The organism is Stenotrophomonas sp. AS012628, from assembly GCF_010608305.1.
GTDB lineage: Bacteria > Pseudomonadota > Gammaproteobacteria > Xanthomonadales > Xanthomonadaceae > Stenotrophomonas > Stenotrophomonas geniculata.
Genome location: NZ_VMBJ01000009.1, coordinates 41621 through 64283, shown reverse-complemented (window position 1 = coordinate 64283; position 22663 = coordinate 41621). Strand labels below are relative to the sequence as shown.

The window sequence follows — 22663 nt, the reverse complement described above, 5'->3', positions numbered from 1 at the left end:
CATGCCCGGCGGGCTTTTCACCCCAAACCGTCCCAAGCCACCGCCGCAAGCACCGCTCTGCCCTGCTCAGCCAGTGCCTGCGAGCCGGGCAGGACATGCCCGTCGATGGCCTCCAGCGCCCACAGACCGCTGGCGTTGCAGGCAAAAGCGGCTTTCACGCCGGCCATATCCGCCAGCCGCAATGGCTGCGTGGCCTGCGCCCCCGGCCAATGCTGCTTCAGCAGCGCCTCGGCGGTCCCGCGCAGGGCCGGCGCCTGCGGCCAGAGCAGCCGTTCACCATCGTGCACGGCCAGGTTCCAGGTGCTGCCTTCACTCATTTCGCCATCGACGGTCACGAACAGCACATCGTCGAATCCTTCCGCCATCGCCGCACGGCGCTCGGCGAACAGGCCAAACGTGCCGACGTGCTTGATCTGCGGCAGTTCACGCTGCCAGGCCACGCTGCGCACACGCTTGGAGGCGGTCAGCGTCACCGGCGCGGACGCCGCCACCAGCACGTCCACGGGCACCGCCGCCAGCGGATTGCGGAAATCGAAGTGGCGCGAATACACCGTCACCCGCAACGAGGCATCGCCCTGCCCCGCTTGCCGCAGCGCCTGCACCATCCAAGCCCGCACCTGCGCCATATCCAGCTCGCTACCGAACAGCTCGCGCGTGGCATGCGACAGCCGCGCCAGATGCAGGTCCAGTCCCTGCACCGCGTGGTCGCGCACCTGCAGCGAGGTGAAGTGGCCGTAGTTGACGAGCGCCGGCAGCAGATCCTCCACCTGCGCCGGCTGGCCGTTGCAGGTCAGCGTCATCGCAGCAGTGCCTGCGCCTGGCTCCACATGCCGCGCAGCACGTCTGCGGCCGGCTGTGCCGGCGCCATCCATGCCGACTGCCCGGCCCAGGCCTGCATCGCGGCCAGGCGGTTTTCCTGCACGGCCTGCTTGCGCATCGGCGCGGTCAGGCCGCGCTGCACCGGGTACGGACGCGGCGCCGGGGCGCCTTCTGCGGCGGCGGCGCGCACGTAGGGTGTCGCCAGACCACGGCCCAGACGACCGCTGAAGGCACGGGTCGGCCAGGTGTCTTCCGGTTCGCTGGCGGCCAGCCCATCGGCCCACGCCGAGGCGATCGCCGCTTCCGGCGTGCGCAGGAACGCGGTGCCGATCTGCACGGCGCTGGCGCCCAAGGTGAGTGCGGCGGCGATACCACGGCCATCGGCGATGCCGCCGGCGGCAATCACCGGGATGTGCAGGTGATCGGCCAGCCGTGGCAGCAGCGCGAACAGGCCGACCAGCTGGCGCTCGGCCATCGCCGGATCGAATGAACCACGATGCCCACCCGCTTCCACGCCCTGCGCCACCACGGCATCGGCGCCGGCGTCCTGGGCAGCGCGTGCTTCAGACAACGTGGTCGCGCACGCGATCCAGGCGACGCCGGCGTCCTTCAGCTGCTGCACGTGGCGCGGCAGCAGCACACCCATGATGGTCGAGGCCACCGCCGGACGCGCCGCCAGCAGCGCGGCGAACTGTTCTTCGAAGTCGGCGGGCGTGGCATCGGCGGCGCTGGCCGGCACGTCCGGGCCCCATTGGGCGAGGAAGGCGCGGCTGGCGGCCTCGGCGGCAACGTCACGGGTCGGCACGGGGTCAGGCACCCACAGGTTCACCTGTGCCGGGCCGGTGGAGGTCGCGCGGAAGTCCTCCATCCAGCGACCGATATCGGCAGATGACGACAGCACCGCGCCCATCGCACCCATGCTGCCGGCATTGGCCAACGCGGCCGACAATGGCACCGGACAGGCGCCGGCCATCGGTGCCAGCAGGATCGGAACGGAAACGTCAAAGCGCCGGCAGAACGCCTCGACGCGGGAAGATACAGCGGAACTCTGCATGACGGCCCATCGTTTCGGACAGGCCCCCATGGTGCGCGCAGGGCGGGGGTAGAGTCGAGCCTGCCCGGCGGCTTGTTGCGTCGCCTGCGCGCCGCCGCCCGAGCACAGGCTCGGGCGCTACATCAGACTGCGACCGGGCCGTCATCAACGGAACGGCATGCCGCGGCCGCCCATGGCGCCCATCATGCCCTTCATGCTGCGCAACATGCCCTTCATGCCGCCGCCAGCCATCTTGCTCATCATCTTTTCCATCTGCATGTACTGCTTCATCAGCTTGTTGACGTCGGCCGGGGTCACGCCCGAGCCCTTGGCGATGCGCGCGCGGCGCGAGCCGTTGAGCAGGTTCGGATTGCGCCGTTCCTTCTTGGTCATCGAGTTGATGATGGCGATCATGCGCGGCACTTCCTTGCCCTGGCTGACCTGCTGCTTCAGATGGTCGGGGATGTTGCCCAGGCCCGGCAGCTTGTCCATCAGGCCGCCGATGCCGCCCATGTTCTGCATCTGCTCGAGCTGGTCACGCATGTCGTTCAGGTCGAACTTCTTGCCCTTGGCGACCTTCTCGGCCAGCTTGGCGGCCTTGTCCTTGTCGACCTGCTGTTCGACCTGCTCGACCAGCGACAGCACATCGCCCATGTCGAGGATGCGGCTGGCGATGCGGTCCGGGTGGAACACGTCCAGGCCTTCCGGCTTTTCGCTGACACCGACGAACTTGATCGGCTTGCCGGTGATGTAGCGCACGCTCAGCGCGGCACCGCCGCGGGCGTCGCCGTCGGTCTTGGTCAGCACCACGCCGGTCAGCGGCAGCGCATCGCCGAAGGCCTTCGCGGTGTTGGCTGCGTCCTGGCCGGTCATGGCGTCGACCACGAACAGGGTTTCGGCCGGGTTCACCGCCGCGTGCAGGGCCTTGATCTCGGCCATCATCGCTTCGTCGATGGCCAGGCGGCCGGCGGTATCGACCAGCAGCACGTCGACGAACGACTTGCGTGCATCGTCGATGGCGGCGCGCACGATGGCTTCCGGCTTCTGGTCGGCGCTGGACGGGAAGAACAGCACGCCGACCTGCTCGGCCAGGGTCTTCAGCTGCTCGATCGCGGCCGGACGATAAACGTCGGCCGACACCACCATCACCTTCTTCTTGCGCTTTTCCTTCAGGTGCTTGGCCAGCTTGCCCACCGTGGTGGTCTTGCCGGCACCCTGCAGGCCTGCCATCAGAATGATGGCCGGGGCCGGGACATTCAGGTTCAGGTCGCTGGCTTCAGCCCCCATCACCGCGGTCAGCTCGTCGCGCACGACCTTGATCAGGGCCTGGCCCGGGGTCAGCGACTTCAGCACTTCCTGGCCGACCGCGCGCACCTTGATGCGCTCGATCAGGGCCTGCACCACCGGCAGCGCCACGTCGGCTTCAAGCAGCGCGATGCGCACTTCGCGGGTCGCCTCGCGGATGTTCTCCTCGGTCAGGCGGCCGCGGCCACGCAGGCGCTCGATGGTGCCGGAAAGGCGCTGGGTCAGGGACTCGAACATGCGGCGCAACCTGTCTGAAAGCGGGGGACAATAAGGCAGACAGTATAACGGGTCCGCTCGCCTCCCCGGACTGCGACCACGGGGCCGTCGCCACTATCGCAGGGGTATGCGAAACTGCAACGATGACAATCGTTCTCATCGCCGTCCTGCTCTACCTGGCTGCCAGTGCCCTGCTGGTGCGCGCGCTCGGCCGCGATGAAAGCACCGGTTCCCCCACCTGGCTGTGGCCCGCCCTGCCGGCGATGCTGCTGCATGGCGGCTACCACGTGATGGTGGCGATGCGTACCAACGGCGGGCCGGACATGCACTTCTTCGCCGCGCTGTCGCTGGTCGGCCTGGGCATGGCGTGGCTGACCTCGCTGGTCGGCGCGCGTGGGAGGATGTCGGCACTGGGCGTGGTGGTGTTCCCGTTGGCCGCAGTGCTGCTGCTGGCCTACCACGGCTACGGCCACGAACCGAGCAAGGTGCTGGGCTGGCGCCTGGCCAGCCACGCCTGGCTGGCGCTGCTGGCCTACGCCACGCTGAGCATCGCCGCGCTGCTGGCGATCATGCTGTGGCTGCAGGAGCGCGCACTGCGCCGCCGCGAGTTCCGCCCGTGGCTGCGGGCGCTGCCGCCGCTGGCCGACCTGGAATCGCTGTTGTTCCGGGTGATCACCGTCGGCTTCGCGCTGCTGACCCTGACCCTGGTCACCGGCGTGCTGTTCGTCGACGACCTGCTGGCACAGAAGCTGGTACACAAGACCGTGCTGAGCGTGCTGTCGTGGATCGTGTTCGGCGTGCTGCTGATCGGCCGCCGCCGCTACGGCTGGCGCGGCATGAAGGCGGTGCACTGGACGCTGGCGGCGATGCTGTTGCTGCTGCTGGCGTTCTTCGGCAGCCAGTTCGTGATCGAGCTGGTGTTCGGGCATTCGCGATAGGCGGTGTGCCGACCAACGGTCGGCAGCCACCGGCGCTAACGTCAAGGCTGGGCCAGGATCTTCCGCACCGAACGGCCGCTGTTGGTGAGGATGTCATCGACCTGCCAGCAGCCCTGCCCCTGGCGCACCATCGATAGACGGGTCACGTAGGCCTTCTTCCAAACCGAATAGCGCATCTCAACCTCGCCGGCGGTGGCCGACGCCTCTTTCCAGCTGTAACGCACAGGGGTTTCGATGTCGCCGTCCTGCGCATCCAGCCACGGATCGGAATCGATCGTGCAGATGCCCTCTTCGCGCTGCTGGCAGGCGCGCTCGCCGCGCAGGGCCTTGCCGAAGCCGGGGCTGACCAGCGCGGGCGGCGGTTCCAGCAGGTCGCCATCGCCCGTCGTCGCTTCGTAGAACGCGCGGGCCACAGCTGCCGGTTCCTGGCAGGCGGGCGCGGCCTGTGCTGCTGGCGCCAGCAGCAGGCCGGCAATCATCAACATCCCTGTCTTTCGCATGTCCAATCCCTTTGGTCGTGATGGCGATCTGTTGTAGAGCCGAGCCCATGCTCGGCTGCGTTCCAGCATAAGCCGAGCGCAGGCTCGGCTCTACTTACAACCCGTAACGCTCGATCACATCCAGATGCGGCTGGCGGTCCTGGTCGCAGGCTTCGGCCAGCCGCAGCCAGCAGTGTGGGTGCGGCCACTTCGCGGTCTCCTGCTGCAGGAAGCGGTGCAGCGCCAGCGGTGCGTGGTCCTGCGGCTGCGCAACGGTGAACAGCACGCCCGGCAGGGTGCCTCCCTCCATGTCGGGGTCGGTCACGGTGTAGTCCGCGCGGCTGTGCGACCACACCTTCCAACCCTGTGCTTCGGCCGCCTCGACGAAGGCGTTCCAGGCTTCTTCGCCCGGGTGCGCGCCATCGACCAGCCAGCTGCGGGCAAAACCACCGCGTTCCAGCACATGGACCTGCGCATAGGTCGGAATGAAGTGCTCGCGGGCCTCTTCTTCCTCCGGTGCCGGGTGCACCAGCGCGGCATCAAACACCACCCAGTCGCCGACCTGCTGGGCACGGTTGGCCGGTGCGTTCTCGACGATGCGTGCGGTCACCGGGCCACTGCGACGGGCGTAGTACTCCATCGGCTCGCCATTCTCTTCACTGCGGATGATCACCCAGCCCCACGGCTCCTCGACCACGCCATCCGGGCTGGACAACTCCATGCCGATCGCCGCCGCCGAGCGGCGCACCGCATCCCAGTCGCGTGCCGCGCTGGCCGCACTCATGTGGTCCCAGTGCGCGGCGTTGGGTTCCTCCAGCAGCTCCACCAGCTGCGCATAGCAGGCCTGTGCTTCGCTGAAACGGCCGGTTTCCATGTACATGCGCGCCAGCGTGCCCCGCGCGCCGTGCGAACCCGGCGAGGCGGCCAGCAGCGCCTGCGCGGCCTGCTCCAGCGCCGGCCAATCGGACACGCGACGTGCACGCTGCACCTCGCACCAGTGCGCGAACACCGGCACGCTGCCACGGTAGATCCCGGCCAGCTGACGCAGGCCCTCGTCGTCGCCCTGCTCGGTCAGCCAGCGCATCAGCGTGTAGGCGGCCGGGCCATCATCCTGATCGTGTGCGCGCACGAATCGCCACAGCAATGCGCGCGCTTCCGCCTGCGCACCACAGGCGCTCAATGCCGAGGCAGCCATCTCAGCCAGCGCCTCGTCATCGGGCAGCTGCGCCTGTGCCTGCAGCAGCCACTGGGCCTCGCGCTCCGGATCGCGCGACTGGTTCTGCTCCCCCTGCTCGTTCAGCCAGGCCAGCAGTTCGCTGGCCGGCACCGGCAGCGGCGCAACGTCAGGCAATGCATCGATACGCGCGGCCAGGTCGGCCACCAATGCTGCCGCACCACGGTCCTGGCGCAGCTGCGCCAGATGGGTACGCGCCAGTTCCAGCTGGCGCAGCGCCACCCAGCGTGCACCTCGCTGCAGCGCCAGTTCAAGGCTCAGCGCAGCGACTTCGATCAGCAGGCGGTGCGAGCCAACCTCGGCAAAGTGTTCGATGATGGTGTTGAAGCGCGTGCCCAGATCCCAGGTATTGCGTGCAGGATCGCGCCGGCACAGCGCTGCGGCCGTGTTCGCCCACAGTCGCCAGTAGGTAGGCGTCAGTTCGCTCCACGGCACCAGCTGCTGCACGGCCTCTTCGTCGCGGCCCAGCTGGGCCAGCGCCCATGCCTTGGACAGGCGGCGCGGCACCGTGCAGTTGGCCGGCTCGTACTCGCCGGACGCGGCCACTTCGGCCTCTCGCTTCTCGATCAGCAACAGCGCTTCTTCGGCGCGGCCCATGCCCAGCAGGATCTTGATCTGCATTTCCGGGAAGCTGTCGAACACTTCCTTGCCGCAGGCCTCGATCGCATCCGACTGCACCTGCAGGTAATCCAGCGCATCCTGGCCGCGGCCATCATCCAGCAGCGCATCGGCCTTTTCGCAGCTCAGGCACTGGAAGCAGGCCCAGCTTGGATCGATGCGTGCAAGCGTTTCATCGCACACCTCGACACGTTCGGGAACCCAGCCCGGGCCATCGATGTTGCCGTAGCAGGCAGCCAGATCCTGGGTCACGCAGATCGACTGCGGGCACTCCATCGTGTCCTCACGATGCGCACGCTCGAACAGCGCCACGGCTTCGCCCAGCGCGCTTTCGCCTTCGACGCGGTTGCCGACGCGATTGCGCAGCGCCCAGTGGCCGACGTAGACGTCGACCCACGGGTTGTCCAGCGCCTTGCCCAGCGCACGCGCTTCAGGCAGCAGCGCGTCGACGCGGTCGACACGCAGTTCGCTCACCTCGTCGGCGAGACGGTTCAGCAGGTGCGCGTTCTGCGCCTGGCCCGCCTGGCGCAGGTCACCCTGCAGTTTTTCGACCCAGTTCCAGATGTCCATGGGGTAAGTGCTCCTGTCTAGCGAAGGCTGGATGAGAAGGTACGGTGCTCAGCGCAGCATCTGCTGCAGGGCACCGGCGATATCGGTAAAGGCGCCGTTGAGATCCGGGCCGGGCGTAGTGTTCGCGCGTGCCAGCGGGCGGCCCTGCGCGGCGACGATGATCTTCAGTGAGCGCAGCAGGCGGGCTGCGGCTTCGGCCTGTGGATGCCCCTCGCGCTGGGCGCGCAACAGCGCCTGAACGGCCGGGTTGTCGAGGTTGAGGTACAGCCGCGACGGTGCGCGCGATTCGATGCGCGCGGTGAACTGCCGGGCCAGGCGCAGCGCGGCCATCGAAACGCGCTTGTCGTTCTCGTCGTCTTCCAGGCGCTGCTTCAGCTCGGCTTCGCGGTCGGGCACCACCACCACCGGCAGCGACTCGGGGCTGAAGCGTGCCGGCAGCAGCTGTTCGCCATCACCGAGCTGCTCGCGCAGCCATGCCAGCTGCGCCTCGTCGAGGCTGTCATCGCTGCGGAACAGTGCACGGTTGCCCTGTTCGGTCCCCAATTCAACCAAGCGCAGGCCCTTGGCCTGGGCCCAACGGCGCAGGAACGGCACCACCGCATAGCGATGGCCGTGCGCGACCGGCACGCCCATCGCGCGGAACAGCATTTCCTCGAAGCCGCCGCCGTTGTCGAGGATCACGTGCACGGCGCCACGTGCGGGCAGCGCACTGGCCGGCAGGTCGCCCTGCGAGGTCGGCACGCGCACGTGCTCCAGCAACAGGTCGAACAGGCGATCATCGCACAGCGCTGCGCCCAGCAAGGCCTCATTGTGGCGCGTGAGAACGCGTCGCCAGGCCTCCGGCTGCTGCCGCGCGACGTCGGCCAGGCCATCAATCAGCGCTTCCAGCAGCGCATGCTGCACGGCGCGGTACTGGTCGTCGCGCTGCAGATCTTCGCGGCTGGCGGTAGGCGTCAGCCGCGAGGATTCGATCACCCCGCCAATGAACCCAGCCCAGGGCGGCAGCAGGTCGCGCGCATCGTCATCCAACAGCATGCCGCGCACGAACACCGACAGGTTGCGGTTGTCGCTGGTGCCGTAGGTAGCGCCGTCCTGCACCCACAGCAGGCCGGTGGCATCGCTGTTGCCATCGGCACGCAACGGCACGGTGACGATCGGCTCGAAATCATGCTCGAAGCGCGCTGCGAACTGCAGCGCCTGGCGGCGCGCCTGCACCGGATGCAGAGCAACATCCCCCTGCCCACGCCACGGCGGCGGCTCGGGATTGAGCGCCTCGCCCGCAGCGCCGATGAAGATCGGCTCGGACAGCAGCGCACAGTAACGGCCCAGCACCTCGTGCAGGCGCGCTTCGTTGGCCAGCGGCAGGAAATCCGGATGCAGCTCCAGTTCCACCTCGGTACCGATCGCACGTGCCGGCACCTCACTGACGGTGTACTGCTCGGCATTGCTGGACACGTACAGGTGACCCAGTTCCGGCGTCTGGTACGAGGTGGTACGCACGCTGACCCGGCGCGCCAGCACGAAGGCCGACAGGAAACCGAGGCCGAACATGCCGATCAGGCCTTCATCGTCCTCGCCGCCCTGGCGCAGGCCACGGGTGTAGCCGACGCCGACGGTGGCCAGGTAATCGTGGATTTCCTGACGGGTCAGGCCGGCACCGGTGTCGGTGATGCGCAGTACGCCAGCGGCGGCATCGACCTGCACCGAAATGCGCGAAGGCACTTCGATGCCGGGCTGTTCGATGCGGCGACGGATGATCGAATCGTGCGCGTTCTGCACCAGCTCACGCAGCGCCACCACCGGGGTGGAATACAGGTGCTTGCCCAGCACCGTCATCAGTCCATTGAGATCGACCCCGGCGCGACGGATTTCGGCGTTGGGGGCGGTGAGCGCGGTGTCCTGCATGTAATCGTTTACTCCTGGGCACGGAAAGACGCCAGAGGGCGTCTTCGTCGAGCGGGAAAAACTAGCACAGGGAAGCTGACCGTTGCTGCATTGGACATGTGTAGAGCCGAGCCGATGCTCGGCTGCTGTTCGCTCTTTGTAGCGTCGAGCCATGCTCGGCTGCTGTTCGACCACCCGTCGACCATGGCTCGACGCTACAGAAAGCAGCCGGGCGTGGGCTCGGCTCTACAGTGCTGGCATCACGCCGCGTCGATGGCCTCGGACAGGCGCTCCACCGCGATCACTTCCATGCCTTTCACCGAACCGCCCTTCGGCGCATTGGCCTTGGGCACGATGGCGCGCTTGAAGCCATGGGTGGCCGCCTCACGCAGGCGGTCTTCGCCATTGGGTACCGGCCGGATCTCGCCGGACAGACCGACTTCGCCGAAGGCAATGGTCTTCTCCGCCAGCGGCCGATCCTGCAGCGAGGACAGCACCGCCAGCAGCACCGGCAGGTCGGCCGCGGTCTCCTGCACGCGAATGCCACCGACCACATTGACGAACACATCCTGATCGCCGACCAGCACACCGCCGTGGCGATGCAGCACCGCCAGCAGCATGGCCAGCCGGTTCTGCTCCAGGCCAACCGCGACACGGCGCGGGTTCGACAGCGGCGACGCATCAACCAGCGCCTGCACCTCCACCAGCAGCGGCCGGGTGCCCTCGCGGGTGACCATCACGCAACTGCCCGGTTGATGGGTGCTGCCACCGGACAGGAAGATCGCCGATGGGTTGGAGACCTCCTTCAGGCCCTTGTCGCCCATCGCGAACACGCCCAGCTCGTTGACTGCACCGAAGCGGTTCTTGAAGGCGCGCAGCAGGCGGAAGCGGCTGCCGCTCTCGCCTTCGAAATACAGCACCGCATCGACCATGTGTTCGAGCACGCGCGGGCCGGCGATGCCGCCCTCCTTGGTCACGTGACCGACCAGGAACACGGCGGTGCCGGTCTCCTTGGCAAAGCGCACCAGTCGCGCGGCGCTCTCGCGCACCTGGCTGACCGAACCCGGCGCGGCGGTCAGGCTCTCGGTCCACAGGGTCTGCACGGAATCGGCCACGATCAGCCGCGGTCCGGCCCTGGAGGCATGCTGCAGGATCGACTCGACGCCGGTCTCGGCCAGCGCATTGACGCCATCCAGCGGCAGCTCCAGCCGGTGCGCGCGGCCGGCCACCTGCGCCAGCGACTCTTCGCCGGTGACGTACAGCACCGGCAATTCAGCCGCCATCTTCGCCACCGCCTGCAGCAGCAGGGTCGACTTGCCGATGCCGGGGTCGCCACCGACCAGCACCACCGCGCCCTCGACCAGGCCGCCGCCGAGCACGCGGTCGAACTCGCCGATGCCGGTGCTGACCCGGCGGTGCTCGGTCTGCTCCACGTCCTTCAGCGCGGTGATCTTCGGCGGGTCGATCTTGCCCGCCCAGCCGGCCCGGCGCGACGTTGGCGCCTTGGCCGCCGCCGCGCTCTCCAGCACGATTTCCGACAGCGAGTTCCAGGCGTTGCACTCGGTGCACTGGCCCTGCCACTTGCTGAATTCGGCGCCGCATTCATTGCAGACGTAGGCGATGCGGGCTTTTGCCATTGGATGATTTCCAGCAACGGGAACAGGCGTGGCAGGATAGCCGAGCCGGGTCGCAGGTGCTGCGACCGCTCAAGTCCTGCCCACCCGCGCCGATAGGGGTCGCGGGCGTGCGCCTTGCGGGCGCCCCTCCCTCCCCCTCTGGATTCAACATGACTGGCAGTTACAGTCAGAGCCTGGTCGCCATCTCCCTGCTGGTGGCCATTCTTGCTTCGTACACAGCGCTGGACATGGCCGGCCGCCTGGCCACGGCCGAGGGCCGCGTGGCCCGCTGGTGGCTGGCCGGCGGTGCAGCGGCGATGGGCCTGGGTATCTGGTCGATGCATTTCATCGGCATGCTGGCCTTCGACCTGCCGATCCCGGTCGGCTACGACCTCGGTATCACCCTCTACTCGCTGGCAGTGTCGATCGGCGCCTCTGCCTATGCGCTGTGGCTGGTGTCGCGGCCCAGCCTGCCCTGGCGACGGCTGCTGGCCGGCGCCGTGCTGATGGGCCTGGGCATTGCCACCATGCACTACCTCGGCATGGCCGCGATGCGCATGCAGCCGGGCATCGACTATCACCCGGGCTGGTTCGCCGCCTCCATTGCGGTGGCCATCGGCGCCGCCGGTGCTGCGCTGTGGATCGCATTCCGCCTGCGTGCCGAGCAGCGCAACACCATGCGCCTGCGCGCACTGGCCTCGCTGGTGATGGGCCTGGCCATCGTCGGCATGCACTACACCGGCATGGCCGCGGCGCGCTTCCCGGAGGGCAGCATCTGCGGCGCGGTCGGCAGCGGTGGCATCGACACGCGCTGGCTGGCGGTGCTGGTGATCGTCACCACCGTGGCCACGCTGGGTATCGCCCTGGTCGCCTCGCTGTTCGACCGGCAGATGCGCGTGCGCACCGGTCTGCTGGCCGATTCGCTGGCGCATGCCAACAACAAGCTGATCCAGGCCGCCCTGCACGACCCGTTGACCCAGCTGCCCAACCGCATGCTGCTGCAGGATCGCATCGAGCAGGCCATCGAGAAGGCGCGGCGCCGCAACCATGCAGTGGCGGTGATGTTCTGCGACCTGGACGGCTTCAAGGCGGTCAACGATGCCTACGGGCACCAGCTCGGCGACCGCCTGCTGGTGGCGGTAGCGCAGCGTATCGGCGGCCTGCTGCGTCCGCAGGACACCTTCGCCCGCCTCGGCGGCGACGAGTTCGTGATCGTGCTGGCCATCGATATTCCCGACGATGCGGTGGTGGTGGCCGAGCGGATCATCGCGGCGGCTGGCGAACCGTTCCTGTTGGATGCAGCCGAGCTGCAGGTCAGCGCCAGCCTGGGCATCGCCCTGTATCCGGATGATGCCGGCAATGAGCGCGAGCTGATGGCACACGCCGACGCTGCGATGTACCACACCAAGGAAACCGGGCGGAACGGCTATACGTTCTTCACCCCATCGATGCAGCTCAGCGCCAACCGTCAGCTGCGCCTGCTGCAGGACCTGCGCAAGGCCGTGATGCGCAATGAACTGATCCTGCATTACCAGCCCAAGTTCCCGGCCGCGGGCGCGCCAGCCACCGGCGCCGAGGCGCTGCTGCGCTGGCAGCATCCGGAGCTGGGCCTGCTGGCGCCGGACGTGTTCATTCCCATCGCCGAGCGCAGCGGCCTGATCCTGCCGATCGGCGACTGGGTGCTGGACCGCGCCTGTGCGCAGTTGCGTGCGTGGCACGATGCCGGACATGCCGAATGGTCGATGGCAGTGAACCTGTCGCCCTTGCAGTTCTCCTCCCCGGCCCTTCTGGACAGCGTGCGCGAGGTGCTCGAACGGCACCGCATCGAGCCGGCGCGGCTGACCCTGGAGATCACCGAGACCACGGCGATGAAGGACGTCGACGCCAGCCTGGCGATCCTCAACGACCTGACCGCGATGGGCGTGCACATTGCCATCGACGACTTCGGCACGGGCTATTCCAGCCTGCTGTACCTGAAACGCATGCCGGCCACCGAACTGAAGATCGACCGCGCGTTCGTGCATGACCTGGAATGCAATGAAGAGGACGCCGCCATCGTCTCGTCGATCATCGCGCTGGGACGCACCCTGCAGCTGCAGGTGGTGGCCGAAGGCGTGGAGACGCAGGCGCAGCGCGAGTACCTGAGCGAACTGGGCTGCGACCAGTTGCAGGGCTACCACCTGGGCCGACCGATGGACGCCGAGGAATTTCTGCGCCGGGTGGGCTGAGCCGATGTGCGGAGCAAGCTCCGCACCCACCTCATCAGGAGATCCACGCCGTGCGTGGATGTTCCTCGCCGCCCCTCCCACGGCAAACAGAAAGGCCGCCCGAGGGCGGCCTTTCTGCGTGGCAACGTCGCGAGGACGTCAGTGCATCATGTGCACGTTCATGTTGTGCATGACCCACAGGGTGCCGACCACGATGATGCCGATCACCACCACGGTGAAGGCCGCAGCGTTGACGTTCCAGCGGCTTTCCGAAGAGCGGTCCAGGTGCAGGAAGAACACCAGGTGGACCAGCATCTGCAGCACCGCGGTGATCGCGATCACCACACCGTTGACGGTGCGCGAGAAATCACCCGACATCACCATCCAGAACGGGATGACGGTCAGCACCACCGCCAGCACGAAGCCGATCAGGTACGACTTCACGGTGCCATGGCTTTCGCCGCCGGTGCCGTGGTCGTGTGCATGGTTGTCATGTGCCATTACAGGGCTCCATTGAGGTAGACGACGGAGAACACGCCGATCCAGATCAGGTCCAGGAAGTGCCAGAACAGGCTCAGGCACGCCATGCGGGTCTTGTTGGTCGGGGTCAGGCCGTACTTCTTCAGCTGCACGAACATCACCAGCAGCCACAGCAGGCCGGCGCTGACGTGCAGGCCGTGGGTACCGACCAGGGCAAAGAACGCCGACAGGAAGGCACTGCGGTCCGGACCGTAGCCCTGGTGGATCAGGTGCTGGAACTCCCACACTTCCATGCACATGAAGCCGAAGCCCAGCAGCCAGGTGATGCCCAGCCACAGGTACATCTGGCCCATCTGCTTGCGGTGCATGGCGATCATGCCCAGGCCAAAGGTCAGCGACGAGGTCAGCAGCAGCGCGGTTTCCCATGCAACGAACGGCAGTTCGAACAGGTCCTTCGCGGTGGGGCCACCATCGGTGCCGCCCGCCAGCACCACGTAGGTGGCGAACAGCGAGGCGAAGATGAGGCAGTCGCTCATCAGGTACACCCAGAAACCGAAGACGGTATTGCCGCCGGTGTCGTGGTGCTCGTGGTCGTCATGGCCATGGGCCGCCGCGTGCGCGGCGTGCCCGTGGCTCAGGGTCGAGGTATTGGTGCTCATGCCTTCAGCTCCGACTTCACCAGGCCCTGGGCTTCCAGGTGCTTGCGGTGTTCGTTCTCGATGCGTTCCACCTCGGCGGCCGGGACCCAGTAGTCCACGTCCTGGTCGAAGGTGCGGTAGATGAACGTGGCGATCATGCCGACGAAGCCGACGATGGCCAGCCACCAGATGTGCCAGATCATCGCGAAGCCGAACACCAGGCTGAAGGCACCGATGACAACGCCCGTGCCGGTGTTGCGCGGCATGTGGATGTCGGTGTACTTGGCCGGCTTCGGCCAGGCTTCACCACGCTGCTTGCGCTCCCAGAAATCGTCCAGCTCGGTGACTTCCGGCAGCGTGCCGAAGTTGTAGAAGGCCGGCGGCGAAGAGGTTTCCCACTCCAGCGTACGGGCATCCCACGGGTCGCCGGTCAGGTCGACGGTCTTCTTGCGGTCGCGGATCGACACGGCCACCTGGATGATCTGGCACAGGATGCCGGCGCCAACGATGAAGGCACCTGCGGCGGCGATCAGCAGCAGCGGCTCGTAGGCCGGGTTGACCGTGCTCTGCAGGCGACGGGTCATGCCCATGAAGCCCAGCACGTACATCGGCATGAAGGTCACGTAGAAGCCGATGAACCAGCACCAGAACGCGCACTTGCCCCAGAACTCGTTCAGGCGGAAGCCGAACATCTTCGGCCACCAGTAGGTGATGCCGGCGAACATGCCGAACACCACGCCGCCGATGATGACGTTGTGGAAGTGGGCAATCAGGAACAGGCTGTTGTGCAGCACGAAGTCGATGGCCGGGATCGCCAGCATCACGCCGGTCATGCCGCCGATGACGAAGGTGACCATGAAGCCGATGGTCCACAGCACCGGGGTGGTGAAGTGCACGCGGCCGCGGAACATGGTGAACAGCCAGTTGAAGATCTTCACGCCGGTCGGGATCGAAATGATCATCGTCGTGATGCCGAAGAAGGCATTGACGTTGGCACCCGAGCCCATGGTGAAGAAGTGGTGCAGCCACACGATGAACGACAGCACGCCGATGCAGGCGGTGGCGTAGACCATGCCCTTGTAGCCGAACAGCGCCTTGCGCGAGAAGGTCGCGATGACTTCGGAGAACACACCGAACGCCGGCAGGACCAGGATGTACACCTCCGGGTGACCCCAGATCCAGATCAGGTTGATGTACAGCATGGCGTTGCCGCCACCATCATTGGTGAAGAAGTGCGTACCCAGGTAGCGGTCCAGGGTCAGCAGCACCAGGGTGATGGTCAGCACCGGGAAGGCAGCCACGATCAGCACGTTGGTCACCAGGGCGGTCCAGGTGAACACCGGCATCTGCATCAGCTTCATGCTGGGGGTACGCATCTTCAGGATGGTGATGAAGAAGTTGATACCGCTCAGCGTGGTACCCAGGCCTGCGACCTGTAGACCCCAGATGTAGTAGTCCATGCCGACGCTTGGACTGTATTCGATGCCCGACAACGGCGGGAACGCCAGCCAGCCGGTGGCAGCGAACTCACCGATCCACAGCGACAGCATGATCAGCACAGCGCCCGACACGAACAGCCAGAAGCTGAGCGAGTTGACGAACGGGAACGCGACGTCGCGCGCACCGATCTGCAGCGGCACGGCCAGGTTCATCAGGCCGGTGATCAGCGGCATCGCCACGAAGAAGATCATGATCACGCCGTGGGCGGTGAAGATCTGGTCGTAGTGGTGCGGCGGCAGGTAACCCTCGGACCCGCCGACGGCGAGCGCCTGCTGGGTACGCATCATGATGGCGTCGGAGAAGCCACGCAGCAGCATGACGAAGGCGACGATGAGGTACATCACGCCGATCTTCTTGTGATCCACCGAGGTGAACCACTCCTTCCACAGATAGCCCCACAGCTTGAACTTGGTGATCAGGGCCATGACGCCCAGGCCACCCAGCACCGCGCCGACCAGGGTGGTCAGCACGATTGGATCGTGGGGGATCGACTCAAGAGAGAGTTTTCCCAACATGTTCATTCTCCCGAACCCGCGTGGCCGGCATGGCCCGCGTGTTCGTGTTCGTTGGCATCCAGGTTTTCACCCGATTCCTTGGAATCATGTGCGTCACTGGGGGCGTGGCCCTCGTGCGCTTCATGGCTGGCGGCATCGGCAGCGGCGGCACCAGCGTGCGAGTGCTTCATGCCGTAGTGCTTGTTGTCGCCCATGTGCTTGGCGATGACCCAGTCGAACAGGCCTTCTTCGGTCTTGCCGAAGTAGGTGACCGGGTACCACTCGGCGTTGCGTGCTTCACCCAGCGCCTTGAACGAGGTCTTGTCCAGGGTCTGCTCGCCGGCACGGACCTGGTCCAGCCACTGGCGGTATTCGGCATCGGTGACCGAGTAGGCGGTGAAGTGCATCTTGGCGAAGCCCGCGCCGCTGTAGTGCGAGGACATGCCCGGGAATTCACCGGTCTCGTTGGCGATCAGATGGAGCTTGGTCTCCATCGCAGCCATCGAGTAGATCATGCTGCCCAGGTGCGGGATGAAGAAGGCATTCATCACCGAATCGGACGTGATCTTGAAGTTCAGCGGCGTGTTGACCGGGAACTTGATTTCGTTGACGACCGCCACCTTCTCTTCCGGATAGATGAACAGCCACTTCCAGTCCAGCGAGATCGCCTCGATGGTGACCGGCTTGACGTCCGAATCCAGCGGCTTGTACGGGTCCAGTGCGTGCGACGAACGCCAGGTCAGGACCGCCAGCACCAGCACGATCATGCAGGGAATGGACCACACCACCACCTCGATCGCCGTCGAGTGGGACCACTTCGGCTCGTAACGGGCCTTGGTGTTGGAGGCGCGATACTTCCACGCGAAGGTCAGGGTCATGATGATGACCGGGATGACGACCAGCAGCATGAGCACGGTGGCCGTGATCAGCAGGGTCTTCTCATCCTGGCCGATCTGGCCCTTCGGACTGAGGATGGCCACGGCATCGCAGCCGGTGAGCATCACCAGCAACGACAGCAGCAGGCCCGGGCGCAACCAGCGCCCAAGGGTTTTCAACGGAATCATCGGTCGATCCAATTGCGAGGGAATGCCGTTCCCCGTCCTGCCTGTTCCGGCCAAAGCCGGTCCCACCGGTCCGGAAGACAGGCAGGGAGGTGGGGTCGAGTCAGCCTTTCAATTTTAGGCCGTCACCCACCATTTAAGAAAGGCATTGACAATAATCGAGCGCAGGAAAGGCCCGTTTCTGGCTGCGACACGTTGTCGCACCGCACGGGCGCGGCGGGCAGAACACCCGAGGGCGGCATCCTAGCATCGGGTGCTGGCCGGCGGTCCGCCCTCGTTCGGCAAAGTCATCTGAACCTGTTCAGGCGTGCTGACGGGTGCCCGGCATGGGATGCTCGGCGCTGGAGGAAGCCCATGGACAAGATCGACTTCAAGAAGCGCGATCGCGCGCTGTACCAGCCCCCGGTGGGCCGGTTCGTGACGGTGGACGTACCGCCCCTGCCCTACCTGATGGTCGACGGCCACGGGGATCCGAATACCGCCCCCGCGTATGTGCAGGCGGTGCAGTGGCTCTACTCGGTCAGCTATGCACTGAAGTTCGCGCTGAAGGCCAAGGGCCGGGACTACGTGGTGCCACCGCTGGAAGCGCTTTGGACCGCAGAGGATCCGTCGAGCTTTGTGGAACGCCGCAAGGATGAGTGGAGGTGGACGGTGATGATCCGTACGCCGGACGGGATCCGTCCAGAGCAGCTGGAGGCTGCCATCGCCAAGGCGGCGAAAAAACTGGGCGACGCACCGGCCAGTCTTCGCCATCAGGTGATTGAGGAGGGCATCTGCCTGCAGACCCTGCATGTAGGCGCCTACGATGACGAGGGTCCGGCCCTGGCCCATCTGCACGACGAACTGATGCCTTCGCTGGGCTACACCTTCGCCGGCCCCCATCACGAGATCTACCTGGGCGACCCGCGCAGGACCGACGCTGCGCGGTTGAAGACCGTGCTGCGGCAGCCGGTGCGGGCGCTTGAACCTGATAGGGGTTCGCGCCCATGATTTCCCACATCCGCCCAAACAAAAAGCCCCGGCCAAGGCCGGGGCTTTTCATGCAACTGGTGCCGGAAACAGGAGTCGAACCTGCGACCTACGCATTACGAATGCGCCGCTCTACCAACTGAGCTATTCCGGCTTAGCAGGCAATTCTAGAGGGTGCCGGTCAGCAGGTCAATTGAAGCCGCCGCCGCGAGGTTGACCCACTTCATGGTGGCTCGGAACGTCGTTTTACTCATAGGTACAGGAATCGTCGGCGCCCCCCTTGGCCGCCTTGATGGTACGCATCACATCCCAACCTGTCGCGTTGCGTCACAGCACGACCGCTCGACGACATCGCATTCGTTCCGGACGCCGTTGAAGCCATCATTGAAGCCGGCATCGCCGTCCGCCACCAGCACCAGCGCACCCAGCGCCACCTCCGGCTGCACTTCGCGTTGGTGTGGATCCGGAGATGTGGTGCGCGACAGAACAGGCGTCGCAGTCACGATGTCGCCGGCTCAGCCAGTCCCCACCAAATTGGCGCACACCCGCCCGGCCGCGAAATCCTGCAGGTTCCCCAGCGTGATCGCCGAGATCTCCTGCAGCGCCTCCACGGTGAAGAAGCCCTGGTGGCCGGTCACCAGCACATTGGGGAAGGTCATCAGGCGCTGGAAGGCCTCGTCGTCGATGATCTCGCCGGACAGGTCCTGGAAGAACAGCGCGCTTTCCTGCTCGTACACGTCGATGGCCAGATGACCCAGCCGGCGCGCCTTCAGCGCGCGGATCACTGCATGGGTATCCACCAACCCGCCGCGCGAGGTGTTGACCAGCATCGCGCCCGGCTTCATCCGCGCCAGCGACGCATCATTGATCAGGTGGTGGGTCTCAGGCGTCAGCGGGCAATGCAGCGACACGATGTCGGCGCGTGCCAGCAGTTCATCCAGCCCGACCCTATCGCCGATTCCGCCGAACGCAGACGACGGATACGGGTCGTGTCCCAGCACGATGCAGCCCATGCCCTTGAAGACGCGCGCAGTGGCCAGGCCGATCTTGCCGGTACCGACGATGCCCACGGTGCGGCCATGCAGGGTGCGCCCGAGCAGGCCATCGAGCATGAAGTTGCCTTCGCGCACCCGGTTGTAGGCGCGATGGGTCTGCCGGTTGAGGGTCATCACCAGCGCCAGCGCATGCTCGGCCACGGCTTCAGGCGAATAGGCTGGTACGCGTGCGACGAACAGATCCAGCGCTTCCGCAACCGCCAGATCCACGTTGTTGAAACCTGCGCAGCGCAGCAGCACGGCCCGCACCCCCATCGCATGCAGGGCATGCAGTACCGGCGCATCCAGGCGGTCGTTGACGAACACGCATACGGCTGCGCAATCCTGCGCCAGCGCCGCCGTATGCACGTCCAGCGCCACATCGAAGTACACGAACGCAAAGCCGTCCTCAGACGCATCGCGCTGGTTCGCCTCATCAAGGAAGCGGCGGTCGTAGGGACGGGCACTGAAGACGGCGATCTGCATGGATGGGCCTGGGTGGAATGCCATACCGACCATACCGCAGCAGCGCCCGCGTTGGGATGGCACCGGCGATGCCGTCATCGCCGGTGCCGGGTGCCATTTAGAACCGGTAGCCCAGGCCCAGCATCACGCCGTTCTGGATCTGCCCGTCGCGGCGCTCACCCACGTAGTCGGCCATGATCGACAGGCGCTCGCTGGCGCGACTGGTCACGCCGACGTTCCAGGCCAGCACCTGCTCGCCCACCGCCTGGCTGCTGGCGCCGAACACCAGATCCGGTGCCGCGGCGAAGCCGGTGCTGTAGCGGGCCTGCGAATCGCCCAGCTCCTTCTGCCAGACCACCCGGGCGCGCGGCGTGATGCGCTCACCGTTGTTGCCCTCAAAGGTCTTGAACAGCTGCAGGCCCGCACCCACGCGGATGCTCTCCAGGCTGCCACTGCGGCCAACCAGCGCACCAGCGCCCTGCCCTTCGTTGAAGCGGGTGGCCGAAGTACGCGCGTAGTCCACCACCGGCAGCAACGGCTGGATCACCAGGCCCTTGCCGGTGGTGAACGAGAACGCATGTTCAACACGCGCGGAGATCGCATCGTTGCTGTACTTGGCGCGCAGCGGCTGCTGCAGGCCATCGATACCACCGATGCTGCGACGAGTGTCATGCCGCAGATCGGTGTAGCGCACCGCTGCCGACAGATAGCCGCGCGCGTACGTCGCATCGAGGTAGCCGCCCACGTCCAGCGCGCGCACATCTCCGGTGAAACCAGAGCCATCGCTGGCCTTGGTCGACATGTCCGCCGCCGCCACGCTGACACCCAGGGTCACGCGGTCATCGGCCACGCGGGTGTCTGCACCGATCACGATGCCACCAATGGTGTGGCTCAGGCCGGCCACGCCACCGTCGGCATCGATGCGGCCATGGCTGGCGAAACCACGTGCCCAGATGCCATGGCTGCGTCCGGCATCACCGCTACCCGCAACGCTGCCCGGCGCCGGCTCGACCAGGTGCATCGCCAGCTGGTTGAACAGGCTGCCATGGCGCATGCCCGGCTGGGAGGAGACCGACTGCGCCACCTGCGAGGCCAGGCCATCGGCATCGCCGCCGCTGCGCATGGCCGACTGGTGCTGCTGCACGACGTTGCCGATGCTGCCCACCAGCGCGGTGTCGGCCAGGCGCAGGCTGGCGTGCGCATCACCGCGCAGGGCACCGGCCTGTTGTGCGATCACATCGCGGTCGGCGAACTGCAGTGCGCCCAGCAGCGATCTCAGTCCCTTGTCCTGGCGATCGGAAGCAGTCGCCAGCGCACGGCCCAGGCCGTCGCCGGACGTACCGTTGGCGAACAGGCCCAGCTGGTCAAAGCCGGGGTTGGCGGTCAGCCACAGGCCATCGGCCGTCTGCTTCACGTTGAAGCTCAACAGCGAATTGTGGCGGGGACGGAACACATCACCGCTGATGCTGGCACTATAACCGGTGTCACCCAGGCGCACGGCCTCTTCGAAGCCGCCCTGGTAGATCGGGCCCTCAACCAGATCACGACGGAAATCCTGGCCGTAGTAGCCCTGCGCCACGTTCAGTTCGAGGAAGGCCCCCTTGGAGATCACCAGTGCCCCCTCGGTCTGCTCGTCATCGAAGAAGGTACCCACGCGCAGGCGGCCTGCAGCGGTGCCGCCATTCTCTGTAACGTCGAACAGCACCTTGCCGCCCGGCATGATGTTGACGTAGCCATGGGTGACCAGGTCGCCACCGCGCGGCATCAGCGTGCCGAACACGCGCAGGCGGTTGAAACCGTCTTCGCGGTACGACGGGCCGGTGCCGTCCAGCAATGCAGCGCGGTCCATCGCAGTACCCGCCACGTCGCCATGGCCGACCAGCATGCCTGCGCCGAGCACGCGCACTTCCGATGCGCGCAGGGCACCGCCTTCCAGCGCGATGGTGCCATTGTCGACCAGCATGAAATCCGCACCCGTCGTCGCGGACGTGCGCCAGGTGGCGCCGTTGGTCACCCGGATCACGCCCATGGCGTTGTCCAGCGTGGAGACATCCAGATCAGCCAGCCGCAGCTTGGACAGCAACAGGTCCTGGATGTCCGGGTCACTGAGGTAACCCTGCACCGACAGCGCACCGATGCCCTGCGGACCCTTGCTGGATGCGTTGTAGATGCTCTGCGCGAGATTGATGTAGGTGGATCGCCAGTCGGTATTCCAGCGCGCGAAATCATCATCGACGAACGCCTGCAACTGGCGTCCGGTACGCAGGTAGCCGGGGTTGATGTCGCCGGTCACGTTGGCGGTGACATTCAAGGTGTCGCCCGGATCGCGGTACCCGCTCGCGGTGATGATCCTGTTGCTGTAGATATCCTGGCCGGGGAACGACTCCAGCTTGCTGCCACTGCCATCGGGGTCGAAAGTGACCGAGGAACCGGTGCTGCGTGCCGGATCGCGGAACACCAGCAGGCCATTCGGCTTCACCACTTCGTACATGGCCTTGTGCAGCAGCCCGGCATCCATGCCACCACCGTAGTTGCCGGTATAGATCTGGGTCATGCGCGGCGACGGCGTGTAGATCACCTTGCCGCCGCTGCTGGCCGCGTGGATCTGCACCGAGTCGATGAGCGGCAGATCGCCGGCCAGATAGCGTTCGACGCCACCGGACTGCATGATCGAGCAGGACGAGATGCAATTGCCGGACACGATGGTGTTCAGTCCGGAGGTGCGGATGATGCCCTGCAGCCACTCGCCGGCGATCAACGCACCACCATTGGACGTGCGCAGCACCACCTCACGGACCGGCCGGCCTTCGGCCTGCGCCTTGGCCAGCAGTGCCGGCAGGGACACCACGTCGGCGTAGGTCACATCGCCACTCAGGAAGATGCGATCGCCCTGCACGTGATAATTCATTGCCATGACGTCATCCACCACGGATATGGCGGCAACGCCCATCAGCCCGGCCAGGGCCAGGCTCAACTTCGAATACTTCATGTGTTCTCTCTCCACCCGCAACACGCGGGTAGAACGATCAACGCCGCAGTGGGGTGATCTCCCCCAGTGGAACGGATCGTGAAAAATGAATACATTCACAATGAGAATCCGATC

The 22663-nt window shown here is 66.2% G+C and carries 17 protein-coding genes and 1 tRNA gene; 3 read left to right on the top strand and 15 right to left on the bottom strand.

The features are described 5' to 3' along the window. Nucleotides 1–17: 17 nt before the first annotated feature. The 3 genes from G5A07_RS06530 to ffh form a co-directional block, all read right to left on the bottom strand. Entirely contained in the window at nt 18–800 is a 783-nt protein-coding gene (locus G5A07_RS06530) for an aminotransferase class IV family protein (protein WP_057502588.1), read from the bottom strand. Continuing rightward, nucleotides 797–1873: a nitronate monooxygenase gene (locus G5A07_RS06525; protein WP_057502589.1), complete on the bottom strand. Its 1077-nt coding sequence runs from the start codon at nt 1871–1873 to the stop codon at nt 797–799. Before G5A07_RS06525 ends, G5A07_RS06530 begins: the two co-directional genes overlap by 4 nt. A 144-nt stretch (nt 1874–2017) precedes the next feature. Continuing rightward, nucleotides 2018–3394 (bottom strand): signal recognition particle protein, encoded by a 1377-nt coding sequence (gene ffh, locus G5A07_RS06520; protein ID WP_010483267.1) that lies wholly within the window; start codon nt 3392–3394, stop codon nt 2018–2020. A 122-nt stretch (nt 3395–3516) separates the two neighbouring features. On the opposite strand from ffh, the gene ccsA reads away from it, so the two are divergent. Continuing rightward, entirely contained in the window at nt 3517–4311 is a 795-nt protein-coding gene (gene ccsA, locus G5A07_RS06515; RefSeq protein WP_010483269.1) for a cytochrome c biogenesis protein CcsA, read from the top strand. Nucleotides 4312–4352: 41 nt separating this feature from the next. On the opposite strand, the gene G5A07_RS06510 is transcribed toward ccsA, so the two are convergent. From G5A07_RS06510 to radA, 4 genes are all read right to left on the bottom strand, one after another. Continuing rightward, nucleotides 4353–4811: a hypothetical protein gene (locus G5A07_RS06510; RefSeq protein WP_049411349.1), complete on the bottom strand. Its 459-nt coding sequence runs from the start codon at nt 4809–4811 to the stop codon at nt 4353–4355. A gap of 94 nt (nt 4812–4905) precedes the next feature. Beyond that, nucleotides 4906–7212, bottom strand: coding sequence for a tetratricopeptide repeat protein (locus G5A07_RS06505; protein WP_191863049.1), 2307 nt, complete (start codon nt 7210–7212; stop codon nt 4906–4908). A 48-nt stretch (nt 7213–7260) separates the two neighbouring features. Continuing rightward, nucleotides 7261–9117 carry an ATP-binding protein gene (locus G5A07_RS06500; RefSeq protein WP_049411354.1) on the bottom strand — a complete coding sequence of 619 codons (1857 nt, stop codon included), beginning with the start codon at nt 9115–9117 and terminating at the stop codon, nt 7261–7263. Between the two features lie 239 nt (nt 9118–9356). Further along, on the bottom strand, nt 9357–10733 hold the full coding sequence (radA, locus tag G5A07_RS06495; RefSeq protein ID WP_049482731.1) for a DNA repair protein RadA: 1377 nt from the start codon (nt 10731–10733) through the stop codon (nt 9357–9359). A 149-nt stretch (nt 10734–10882) separates the two neighbouring features. On the opposite strand from radA, the gene G5A07_RS06490 reads away from it, so the two are divergent. Next, the gene (locus G5A07_RS06490; protein ID WP_099560448.1) at nt 10883–12940 is read left to right on the top strand and encodes a bifunctional diguanylate cyclase/phosphodiesterase; all 2058 of its coding nucleotides are present in this window, start codon (nt 10883–10885) and stop codon (nt 12938–12940) included. Nucleotides 12941–13078: 138 nt separating this feature from the next. Here the strand turns inward: G5A07_RS06490 and cyoD are convergent, their stop codons facing one another. From cyoD to cyoA, 4 genes are read right to left on the bottom strand one after another with little or no spacing between them, the layout of a single operon-like run. Continuing rightward, the gene (cyoD, locus tag G5A07_RS06485; RefSeq protein ID WP_005408584.1) at nt 13079–13420 is read right to left on the bottom strand and encodes a cytochrome o ubiquinol oxidase subunit IV; all 342 of its coding nucleotides are present in this window, start codon (nt 13418–13420) and stop codon (nt 13079–13081) included. Then, nucleotides 13420–14058, bottom strand: coding sequence for a cytochrome o ubiquinol oxidase subunit III (cyoC, locus tag G5A07_RS06480; RefSeq protein ID WP_005408583.1), 639 nt, complete (start codon nt 14056–14058; stop codon nt 13420–13422). The genes cyoD and cyoC overlap by 1 nt, the downstream gene beginning before the upstream one ends. Beyond that, on the bottom strand, nt 14055–16052 hold the full coding sequence (gene cyoB, locus G5A07_RS06475) for a cytochrome o ubiquinol oxidase subunit I (protein WP_005408582.1): 1998 nt from the start codon (nt 16050–16052) through the stop codon (nt 14055–14057). The genes cyoC and cyoB overlap by 4 nt, the downstream gene beginning before the upstream one ends. A gap of 2 nt (nt 16053–16054) precedes the next feature. Beyond that, nucleotides 16055–17095, bottom strand: coding sequence for a ubiquinol oxidase subunit II (cyoA, locus tag G5A07_RS06470; protein ID WP_010483288.1), 1041 nt, complete (start codon nt 17093–17095; stop codon nt 16055–16057). A gap of 351 nt (nt 17096–17446) precedes the next feature. On the opposite strand from cyoA, the gene G5A07_RS06465 reads away from it, so the two are divergent. Beyond that, complete coding sequence (locus G5A07_RS06465) at nt 17447–18082, top strand: GyrI-like domain-containing protein (RefSeq protein ID WP_010483289.1); 636 nt, start codon at nt 17447–17449, stop codon at nt 18080–18082. A 57-nt stretch (nt 18083–18139) separates the two neighbouring features. Here G5A07_RS06465 and G5A07_RS06460 read toward each other — a convergent pair. The 4 genes from G5A07_RS06460 to G5A07_RS06445 form a co-directional block, all read right to left on the bottom strand. Further along, a tRNA-Thr gene (locus G5A07_RS06460) sits at nt 18140–18215 on the bottom strand. A gap of 148 nt (nt 18216–18363) precedes the next feature. Beyond that, nucleotides 18364–18564 carry a hypothetical protein gene (locus tag G5A07_RS06455; protein ID WP_149866597.1) on the bottom strand — a complete coding sequence of 67 codons (201 nt, stop codon included), beginning with the start codon at nt 18562–18564 and terminating at the stop codon, nt 18364–18366. A gap of 12 nt (nt 18565–18576) precedes the next feature. Continuing rightward, nucleotides 18577–19581, bottom strand: a complete 1005-nt coding sequence (locus tag G5A07_RS06450) for a 2-hydroxyacid dehydrogenase (RefSeq protein WP_191863048.1) — start codon at nt 19579–19581, stop codon at nt 18577–18579. A 97-nt stretch (nt 19582–19678) separates the two neighbouring features. Beyond that, nucleotides 19679–22549, bottom strand: a complete 2871-nt coding sequence (locus tag G5A07_RS06445) for an autotransporter outer membrane beta-barrel domain-containing protein (RefSeq protein ID WP_191863047.1) — start codon at nt 22547–22549, stop codon at nt 19679–19681. Between the last annotated feature and the right edge of the window lie 114 nt (nt 22550–22663).